9 protein-coding genes are annotated in these 9,387 nt (G+C 72.1%); 8 read left to right on the top strand and 1 reads right to left on the bottom strand.

The window, feature by feature from the left end; all coding sequences use genetic code 11:
- The 3 genes from QM633_RS13065 to alr form a co-directional block, all read left to right on the top strand.
- Positions 1–984, top strand: a 984-nt coding sequence (locus QM633_RS13065) for a dihydrolipoamide acetyltransferase family protein (protein WP_415154201.1), incomplete at its 5' end; no start/stop codon positions are given.
- A gap of 146 nt (positions 985–1,130) precedes the next feature.
- Positions 1,131–1,967 carry a sulfurtransferase gene (locus QM633_RS13060; RefSeq protein ID WP_415154200.1) on the top strand — a complete coding sequence of 279 codons (837 nt, stop codon included), beginning with the start codon at positions 1,131–1,133 and terminating at the stop codon, positions 1,965–1,967.
- Positions 1,964–3,106: an alanine racemase gene (gene alr, locus QM633_RS13055; RefSeq protein WP_415154199.1), complete on the top strand. Its 1,143-nt coding sequence runs from the start codon at positions 1,964–1,966 to the stop codon at positions 3,104–3,106. The genes QM633_RS13060 and alr overlap by 4 nt, the downstream gene beginning before the upstream one ends.
- 91 nt (positions 3,107–3,197) lie before the next feature.
- Here the strand turns inward: alr and QM633_RS13050 are convergent, their stop codons facing one another.
- Positions 3,198–3,881 carry a hypothetical protein gene (locus QM633_RS13050; RefSeq protein WP_415154198.1) on the bottom strand — a complete coding sequence of 228 codons (684 nt, stop codon included), beginning with the start codon at positions 3,879–3,881 and terminating at the stop codon, positions 3,198–3,200.
- Positions 3,882–4,099: 218 nt separating this feature from the next.
- Here QM633_RS13050 and aat point away from each other — a divergent pair, with 218 nt between their 5' ends.
- The 5 genes from aat to pheA all read left to right on the top strand — a co-directional run bounded on the left by aat (position 4,100) and on the right by pheA (position 9,314).
- Positions 4,100–4,792 carry a leucyl/phenylalanyl-tRNA--protein transferase gene (aat, locus tag QM633_RS13045; protein ID WP_415154197.1) on the top strand — a complete coding sequence of 231 codons (693 nt, stop codon included), beginning with the start codon at positions 4,100–4,102 and terminating at the stop codon, positions 4,790–4,792.
- A complete protein-coding gene (locus QM633_RS13040; RefSeq protein ID WP_415154196.1) occupies positions 4,785–5,648 on the top strand; it encodes an Fpg/Nei family DNA glycosylase in 864 nt (287 codons plus the stop codon). The genes aat and QM633_RS13040 overlap by 8 nt, the downstream gene beginning before the upstream one ends.
- 94 nt (positions 5,649–5,742) lie before the next feature.
- Entirely contained in the window at positions 5,743–6,594 is an 852-nt protein-coding gene (locus QM633_RS13035; protein ID WP_415154195.1) for a hypothetical protein, read from the top strand.
- Positions 6,595–6,787: 193 nt separating this feature from the next.
- Positions 6,788–8,395 carry a polyprenol phosphomannose-dependent alpha 1,6 mannosyltransferase MptB gene (mptB, locus tag QM633_RS13030; RefSeq protein ID WP_415154194.1) on the top strand — a complete coding sequence of 536 codons (1,608 nt, stop codon included), beginning with the start codon at positions 6,788–6,790 and terminating at the stop codon, positions 8,393–8,395.
- Between the two features lie 4 nt (positions 8,396–8,399).
- A complete protein-coding gene (gene pheA, locus QM633_RS13025; RefSeq protein WP_415154193.1) occupies positions 8,400–9,314 on the top strand; it encodes a prephenate dehydratase in 915 nt (304 codons plus the stop codon).
- Positions 9,315–9,387 lie beyond the last annotated feature (73 nt).

Raw genomic sequence — 9,387 nt, 5'->3', positions numbered from 1 at the left:
GCCGCGCCCCCCGCGGCCGCGGTGCCGGCGACCCCGGCTCCGGCCGCGTCCCGCCGTGCAGCGGCGCCGACTTCGACCTCGGTGTCGAGTCCTGCGTCGGTGTCGAGTCCTGCGTCGGTGTCGAGTCCACCGTCGGCCCCGGCTCCGGCCGCCGCGCGCGCGAAGCCGCCCGTCCGCCGGGTCGCCCGTGACCTCGGGATCGACCTGGCCACCGTCCAGCCGACCGGGCCGGGCGGGACGGTCACCATCGACGACGTCGTTGCCGCCGCCGGAGGTACGGGAGAGAAGCGGATCCCGCTGAAGGGCGTCCGCAAGCAGATGTTCCGCTCGATGACCGCCTCGCTGGCCGTCCCGCAGGCCACGGCGTTCGTCGAGGTGGACGTGACCGCGACGATGGAGCTGATCGACACGCTGCGACGTCGCCGCGACTTCACCGGCCTGAAGATCTCGCCGCTGGCCATCTTCGCCAAGGCGGCCTGCCTGGCGATCGAGCGGGTGCCGGAGATCAACTCCAGCTACGACGCGGAGCGCGACGAGGTCGTCCTGCACGACGACGTGAACCTGGGCATCGCCGCGGCCACCCCACGTGGCCTGCTGGTGCCGAACATCAAGGCGGCGGACAAGCTGAACCTGCTCGAGCTCACCGGGGCGATCAACGAGCTCGTGCCGCTGGCCCGGTCGGGCAAGGTGCCCCCCTCCGCGCTGGCGGGTGGAACGTTCTCGATCACCAACGTCGGCGTGTTCGGGGTGGACGGCGGCACACCGATCCCCAACACCGGCGAGGCGGCGATCATGTGCCTCGGCACGATTCTCCGCAAGCCGTGGGTGGTCGGGACCGGCGAGAACGAGCACATCGAGCCGCGCAGCGTCTGTACGGTCACGATCACCTTCGACCACCGCCTCGTCGACGGCGAGATGGGCTCCAAGTTCCTCGCCGACGTCTCCACGATCATGTCCGATCCCGCGCTGGCCCTGCTGTTCTGAGCCGGTTCGGGGCGTGCGTCCCGGCGGAACTCCGCTGCCGGCTGCGGCTTTCGGGAGCGTTCGAGCGGAAACCGGGCGTACGGGCGGACCGGGTGGTGGCGCGGACGGGGCCGGCGCCGATCGGACGGGGTCCTAGAGTTCTGCGGGTGACCACGCGCGCGGACGTCCTCCTCCCCGTCAGCCACCTTGCCGACGCGCTGGCGGCGGGGGCCCAGCTGCTCGATGTCCGCTGGACGCTCGGCGAGCGTCCCGGAGCCGGATATGAGCAGTACCTGGCCGGGCACATCCCGGGGGCGAGATTCCTCGACCTCGAGGGTGTCCTGACCGGGCCCCTGGACGACCCGCGGCAGGGCCGCCACCCGCTGCCGGATGCGCACCGGCTCGGCGCAGGGCTCGACCGGCTCGGGGTCGACCCGGGCCGTCCCGTGGTGGTCTACGACCTCCCCGGGTCCTTCGCCGCCGGCCGGGCCTGGTGGGTGCTGCGGTGGGCCGGACTCGATGTCCGGGTGCTCGATGGCGGGCTGACCGCCTGGCTGGCGGCGCGACACGACCTCGAGACCGGGGCCGCGGACCTCGTCCCCACCCCGCCACTCACCCTGACCACCGGCCACCTGCCCACCCTCGACGCCGACGCGGTGGCGTCCTTCGCCGGCGTCCTCATCGACGTCCGCGCGCCCGAACGGTTCCGGGGCGAGGTCGAGCCGATCGACCCCCGCGCCGGGCACATCCCCGGGGCGGTCAACCGCCCGGTCGCGGGCCTCTGGGACGCGGACGGCGCGCTCCCGTCCCGGCACGAGCTGGAGGAAAGACTGGAGTTGCCGGAGAACGGCGGGAGGGTCGCCGTCTATTGCGGGTCCGGGGTCTCGGCCGCCCAGGCGGTGCTGGCGCTGGCCAGCCTCGGCGTGGAGGCCGCGCTCTACGCACCGTCGTGGTCGGGCTGGTCGAGCGACCCGGACCGCCCGGTCGAGACCGGACAGGCGTGAGCGTGCTCGGCGCGAGCAGCGTGGCGACCACCCGCCTGGACCACATCCGGGCGAACCTGGCCGCGATCAGGCAGCGGGTGGGCGAGCGCCTGGTCCTCGCCGCGGTGAAGGCGGACGCGTACGGCCATGGTGCGGTGGCGGTGGCGCGGATGGTCGAGCGAACCGGCGCGGCCGACTGGCTCGGCGTGGCCACCGTCGGCGAGGGACTGGAACTGCGCGCCGCCGGCATCGGGCTGCCGATCCTGAAGCTGTCGGTGGCCCGCGGGGAGGAGGTCCGCGCCGCGGTGGCGGCCGGGATGACCCTGTGCGTGACCGACGCCGCGTCGATCGAGGAGGAAGCCGCGGCGGCGTCCGACCTGGGCACCACGGCGAGCCTGCACCTGAAGGTCGACACCGGCATGCGGCGAATCGGGTGCGAGCCCGAGGAGGCCCCGGGGCTCGCCCGGCTCGCCGACGCGACTGCCGGCGTCCGGCTCGACGGTCTGTTCTCGCACCTGCCGATCTCCGACTCGCCGCGGGGGGACGCGTTCACGTCCGGCCAGATCGACCTGTTCCGGCAGACCGCGCAGACCGTCGAGGCCGTGCACGGCCCGCTGCTGAAACACCTCGCGAACTCCGGTGCCGTGCTCGGCCACCCGGATGCGTGGTTCGACCTCGTCCGCCCCGGGATCATCGTCTACGGCGCCTACCCCGACCCCGCCGCCGAGCGGTCGATCGCCCTGGCCCCGGGCCTGGAGTGGCGCACCAGGGTGACCTTCGTCAAGCGGGTGCGCGCGGGCGAGACCGTGGGCTACGGGCGCACCTGGACGGCGCCGCGGGACACCTGGATCGGCACCGTCCCGGTCGGCTACGGCGACGGGTACTCCCGCCTGCTGTCGAGTCGCGGGCGGATGCTGATCGGGGGCCGCAGCTATCCGATCGCGGGACGGGTCTGCATGGACCAGACCATGGTCGACCTGGGTCCGGCGACCGAGGTCGCCGTGGGAGACGAGGTGGTGCTGGTCGGACGCAGCGGTGCGGAGGAGATCACCACCTCCGAGCTCGCCGACGCGATGGGCACGATCCCCTACGAGGTGACCTGCCTGATCACCCGCCGGGTCGCGCGCGACCAGGTCCCTCAGGACGGGATCGGCTCCTGAGCTCGTCCTGGGGGATCTGGTCGCGGGCCGGGACGCCACCCCGGCGCCGGGACGCCACCCCGGTCCACGGTCGGAGGAGGGTCGCTGACGGCTACTGCGGAGGGATGGACGTCTGGTGGCGGGCGACGAACTCGCGCCGGGCGTAGCCGGCGAGCCCGAACGTGAGCCAGCCGTCCACGGCCGCACCGACGCCGCCGCCGACCAGCGGGATCCTCCGGACGACCACCACGGCGAGGTGCTTGCTGCCCATCCGTCCGGCCAGTGAGCCCATCACCCGCTCACTGATCAGCCGCTCGAGGGCCGGGTCGAACATCGGAGCGGTCGCAATGGCGAGCGGCGAGGTGGGCAGACGGCCGTCCGCGACCAGCCTGCGGACCTCGTCATCGCCGAGCATCGCCAGGGTGAGGGCGGCCCGGACGCGCCGGTCGGACACGTCGTAGCCGCGCAGGTGGGCGATCGACCCGATCATCCGGACGCTCAGCACCGCCATGCCCGCGATGTTGGCGGGAAGGCCGACCGGCAGCGTGATCAGTCCTCCGACGCTGGTCACGAAGCCCTGTGCGGATGCCATGCCCACGTGGTAGGTGACCAGACCGTCGATGGCGGCCTCGCGGTCGCCACGGGACTGCAGGAACCGGGCCGCGGTCGCCTTCGCGCCGGGGAAGGCCGAGCCTCCATCCAGTGCGAAGTCGACGATGCTGCGCAGCAGACCTCCGGCCACCTCGGGCGTGCGGGTGACCAGCTGCTTGCCGAAGTCGGACGCGGCGTTCGCCATCGGTTTCCTCTCGCTGTCAGGTTCCCAGCCTAGGCGCGCCCGGCGTCGACGGGACCGGAGCTCGTCCCCCATCGGTCCCCGATCCGTCCCGGGGTGTCGCGATTCGGCCATTCGAGCCGGCGGAAAACGTTCTCCGGGGCACCATTCTGGGATCCCGTGGCCGAATTGCGACGGACGACCGACCGCGGCCTGTCGGGGGAGGCTGGCACAATCGGGGCATGGCACGGCGTCCGGGCATCTTCGGGCCGTCGTCGGGCTGGCCTGCGCAGGACCTGATCGCGTTCTCGGCGGAGTTCGACGAGGCGCTGGTGCTCGCCGCCTACACCGAGGGCGTCTTCCCGATGCCGCTGCACGAGTCCGGGTTCGGACAGATGGGCTGGTGGTCGCCACTCGCGCGCGGAGTGCTGCCGCTGGACGCGCTGCGGGTCACGCGGTCGCTCCGCAAGTCGGCGAAGCACTACACCACCACGGTCGATGCGGCGTTCCCCGAGGTGCTCGAGCGGTGCGCCGACCCGCGGCGCCCCTTCGGGTGGATCGACGCCGATGTCCGCCGCGTCTACACCGCCCTGCACCGGGCCGGGTACGCCCACTCCGTGGAGACTTGGGACGCGGACGGTCGGCTGGTCGGCGGGCTGTACGGGGTATCGCTGGGCGGGCTGTTCGCCGGCGAGTCGATGTTCCACGACCCCGAGCGCGGCAGGGACGCGTCCAAGGTGGCGCTGGTGGCGCTGGTGGACGTCCTGTCCGACGAGCGCGCGGAGGACCGCGTCATCGACGTCCAGTGGCAGACCGACCACCTGGCCAGCCTCGGGGTGATCGAAGTGGAGCGCGAGGAGTACCTCGCCCTGTTGGCCGAACTGCTCACCGTGCCGTCGCCGGTATGGACGGCGGGAAGGAGGCCCGGTGCCTGAGCTGCCGGAGGTCGAGGCCCTGCGCGGGTTCCTCACCGGCGCGTGCGTCGGCAAGGTCGTCGCGCGCACCGAACTGGTCGCTTTCGCCTGCCTGAAGACGTTCGAGCTTCCGCTCGGCGCGCTCAACGGGCTCGAGGTGGACGCGGTCGCGCGGCGCGGCAAGTTCGTCTGCCTGTCCGTCGACGGGCTGTGGCTGGTGTTCCATCTCGCCCGGGGCGGCTGGCTCACCTGGAAGGACGCGATGCCGCAGACCCCCGCGCGCCCCGGTCGCGGCCCGCTGGCGTTGCGGGTGGTGTTCGACGACGACTCCGGCTTCGACCTGACCGAGGCCGGCACCCAGAAACGGCTCGCCGTCTACGTGGTGACGAGGCTCGAGGACGTGCCGGGCATCGCGACGCTGGGGCCCGACCCGTTGGCGGACGACTTCACTCCGGCGGTGCTCGACGCGATCCTGGAGCGGGCCGGCCGCGCCCAGTTGAAGGGCGTCCTGCGCGACCAGCGGATCATCGCCGGGATCGGCAACGCCTACTCCGACGAGATCCTGCACGCCGCCAGGCTGAGCCCGTTCAAGCCGTCGAACGCCCTGTCGGCGTCGGAGCGGGAGACGCTCCACGCGGCGATCCGCTCCGAGCTGGCGGACGCGGTCGCCCGTTCGGCCGGCCTGGCGGCGAAGCAGTTGAAGGGAGACAAGAAGCTGAACCTCCGCGTCCACGGGCGCGCGGGCCAGCCGTGCGCGGTGTGCGGCACGACGATCGCCGAGGTCTCCTTCGCCGACAGCTCGCTGCAGTACTGCCCCGGCTGCCAGACCGGAGGCAAGCTGCTGGCCGACCGGAGGCTGTCGCGGCTGCTGAAGTAGCGGAGCAGCGCCCGGCGGGGCGGGAACGTTTGCCCCTGCCGCACAGACCCCCTCGCCGCCTAGGCTGACCCCTGATCGACAAGGGGGAACAGGGATGGACGTCGAGATCGCAGAGGAACGCATCTTCGTACTCACCGAGCGATTCAGCCTGGATCACGCCGAGGGCAGGGCCTGGGCGCGTCGCGCGGACGCCTTCGGCACGGTCGCGCGGCTCGGCGGGCTGCTCAACCGGTCGACCTCGGAGGACTACGAGTGCGTCTACCGCGAACGCCGACTGCAGCCCTTCTGGCATCTCCACGCGACCGCCACCGCCGGGTACGAGCGGACCCGCAGCTACACGCTCACGGTGTCGCCGAGCGTCCGCAGCGTCCGGGTGTTCGGCGAGGAACTGCCGGTGGACAAGGGGCAGTTCCGGCTGTCCGGCCTCGAGTCGTGCCGTGACGAGACCTCCCGGCAGTACCTCTTCGACGGGCTGTCCCGCACCGAGAACCCCACCCTGGCGTCCTATCTGACCTACCCCGGGACGGTCACCGACGCCGACGCGCTCGCCGAGGCGGCCCGAGGCGGCGTCGTGGTGGTGCCGCCGGAGAACAAGGCGTCCATGCTCGTGCGCGAAGTGATGTCCGCGGCGATCGGGAAGATCGACGCCGACCGGGTGCTGGAGGAGCGGGTCACCGTCGACCTGGTCGACCTGGTCTACCGTCCGGTGTTCGCGTTCCGGTACCGCCACGCGGGCAAGGAGGCCGTGGTCGAGTTCGACGGCCTCACCGGCGACATCCGCCCCGACGGCGCCACCTTCGAGCAGTACCTCGGCAAGATCCTCGAACCCCGCTTCCTGCTGGACGTCGGCGTCGAGGCCGTCAACATCTTCGTCCCCGGCACCCAGCTCGTCCGGATCATCGCCGAGCAGGGCGCCAAGCAGGTCGCCCAGCACCGCGACGCGTAGCCCGAACAGCCCTCGAACGACCGGGCGTGGCACGGCGGTGGCCCTTCGTGGCGGGGAGTCCGCCGCCTCCCCCCGCCTCCCCGGGACCGCGTGCCGGTCGTGGTGACCGCGGCGTCCGGCAAGATAACGGTCCGGTCTCGGGTCCGGGCGGGGCCGGATCGGGCCGTGGCCAGCCGGTAGCCTGCTTCCCGGGATGAGGTCGAGGCAGGCGATGGGATTCGGGATCGGCGGTGTGACGGCGCGCGTGCGCGCGGTGCTCGCCGCACCCTGGGCCAGGAACCCCCGGCTGGGACTCGGGCTGATCATCGCCGGCACGATCCTGATCCTCGGGGTCGCGTTCTGCGGACCGTCCTCGGTCGCCCTCAAGCTCGGTCCCCGGGTCGGCTACCTGCCGCCGTGGTACCTGCCGGTGGGCACGGTCGAACTCAGCGAATGGGTGGCCGTCCCGGTGCTGTGGCTGGCCCTCGCGCTGGGGACGATCGGCCTGTTCGTGTGCTGGCGGGCGGTCAACCTCGGCTGGCGACCGAACAACCGGCGGCTCTTCCTGCTCGGGTCGGTGCTCAGCGTCCTGACCTGCCTGGTCCCTCCGATGACGTCCGCCGACGTCCTCATGTACGCGGCGTACGGGCGCCTCCAGGTGCTCGGCCTCGACCCGTACAACATCACGCCCGCGGAGATCTTCCGGCAGGAGTACGACCCCGTCCTGATCTGGACGGAGCGTCCCTGGCAGGACACCCCGAGCGTGTACGGGCCGCTCGCGTCCGCCTCGCAGTGGCTGGCCGCGTGGCTGGGCAACGGAAACATGCACGACACGGTGTTCTGGCTGCAGATGTTCGCACTGCTGCCGTTCCTCGTGATCGGGACCGTCGCGGTCGTCCTCGCCCACGACAACCACCGGATCCAGACCCGGGCGATCCTGTTCACCGTCCTCAACCCGCTGATGATCTGGTCGGTGCTCGCGGGCGCGCACAACGAGGCGTTCACGCTCGTCTTCGCGATCCTCGGCCTGATGTTCATGCGCCGCAGCCCGTTCCTGGCCGGCCTCGGGATCGGGATCGCGGGGACGGTGAAGGTCTCGCTGATCTTCTACGGCATCGCCATGGCCTGGGGCTACCGGCGTGACTGGCGCAAGCTGCTGCAACTGGTGCTCGGCGCGGCCATTCCACTCGCGATCGCGTACGGGCTGGTGGTGCCGCGGGCCCTGCTGGCCGCCGGCCGCAACACCGGCTACATCTCGGCCGGGTCGTGGGCGCCCGCCCTGCAGTGGCTGCTCACCCCGCTGCTCGGGGACCTGACCACCCGCGGCATCATCGGCTGGGCGGGCTGGGCGATGATGGTCGCGGTGATCTGGATGCTGTCCCGGGTGATGCCGTGGCGGCACGTCCCCGGCGTCCCCCACGACGAGGACCCGCGTCGCGACCCGCTCACGATCGCCGTCCGGACGGCGGCGATCCTCACCGCCGCCTGGCTCGTCACCTCGCCGTACACACTCAGCTGGTACGACCTCACCACCTGGGTGCCGCTGGGGCTGATGATGGCGTCGCGGCTGGACGTGATGATGATGTGGCGGGGGTTCTGGCTCTCGGTCGCCTACGTCACCGGACGGTCCGTCCAGTTCAGCGACCAGATGACCGCGGTCTCGGACGCCATCCGCAACCAGCTCTGCTCGGGCGCCCAGATCCTGGTCCTGGTGGGGATCGTGCACTGGTGGTGGACGTGGGGCCGAGAGTTGCCCAGGCTCCCGCACCGGTTGCGCGGCCGGGGCGGGACGCGTGCACCGGCGTCCGCCCCACTACGCTGAGCGGGTGCTCGGCTACTTCGGACCCGCGGGAACCTTCACCCACCAGGCGCTGCTGACGATCTCGGCGGACGAGGCGATCGCCTACCCGAGCGTCCCGCAGGCGCTGGACGCGGTGCGCGGCGGCGAGGTCGAGGCGGCGATGGTGCCGATCGAGAACTCGGTCGAGGGCGGGGTGTCGGCGACCCTGGACACATTGGCGAGCGGCCGCCGGCTGATGATCGTCCGTGAGGTGCTGGTGCCGGTCCAATTCAACCTGTACGCGCGCGCGGGAACCACGCTGGCCGACGTGCGCCGGGTGATCACCCACCCGCACTCCGCTGCGCAGACCCGGTACTGGACGGCTGCGAACCTGCCACGGGTGGCGGTCACCGAAGGCGGCTCGAACGCCGCCGCCGCGCAGGAGGTGGCTGACCCGGCCTCCCGCTTCGACGCCGCGATCTGCGGGCAGATGGCCGGGGAGCAGTACGGGCTGGTCCCGATCGCGACCGGGATCGCCGACAACCCGTCCGCGGTGACGAGGTTCGTCCTGGTGTCGCGTCCGACCGAGCCGTCCGAGCCGACCGGCGCGGACAAGACGACGCTGGTCGCCTACATGCACACCGACCGGTCGGGCGCGCTGCTGGAGATCCTCGAACAGTTCGCCGGCCGCGGGGTGTCGCTGAGCCGCATCGAGTCACGTCCGACGAAGACCGGCATGGGCAACTACTGCTTCAGCATCGACGCCGAGGGGCACCTGCGAGACCCCCGCGTCGCGGAGGCGATGCTCGGTCTGCACCGGATCTGTGAGGACGTGATCTTCCTCGGCTCCTACCCGCGCGCCGACGGGGTGCGTCCGGTCGTGGCCCGTGGTTTCACCGACGCCGACTTCGCCGCCGCCAAACAGTGGTACGCGACCCTCGTCCACCCCGAGGACGACTGACCCTCCCGCCGACCGCCCAGAGCCGTCCCCGCCCCGGACCGAGTTGGGGACGGTTCTCTACCCGGTCCATCTT

This window comes from Propionicimonas sp. (assembly GCF_047606205.1).
Taxonomy (GTDB): Bacteria; Actinomycetota; Actinomycetes; order Propionibacteriales; family Propionibacteriaceae; genus Propionicimonas.
Note: the sequence above shows the minus strand (reverse complement) of the source record. Positions and strands in the feature narration are given on the sequence as shown.

Coding starts and splice junctions, on each gene's coding strand:
- QM633_RS13035 (WP_415154195.1), top strand. CDS start 5,743: ATGGACGTCGAGATCGCAGAGGAACGCATCTTCGTACTCACCGAGCGA.
- QM633_RS13050 (WP_415154198.1), bottom strand. CDS start 3,881: ATGGCGAACGCCGCGTCCGACTTCGGCAAGCAGCTGGTCACCCGCACG.
- mptB (WP_415154194.1), top strand. CDS start 6,788: ATGAGGTCGAGGCAGGCGATGGGATTCGGGATCGGCGGTGTGACGGCG.
- aat (WP_415154197.1), top strand. CDS start 4,100: ATGGCACGGCGTCCGGGCATCTTCGGGCCGTCGTCGGGCTGGCCTGCG.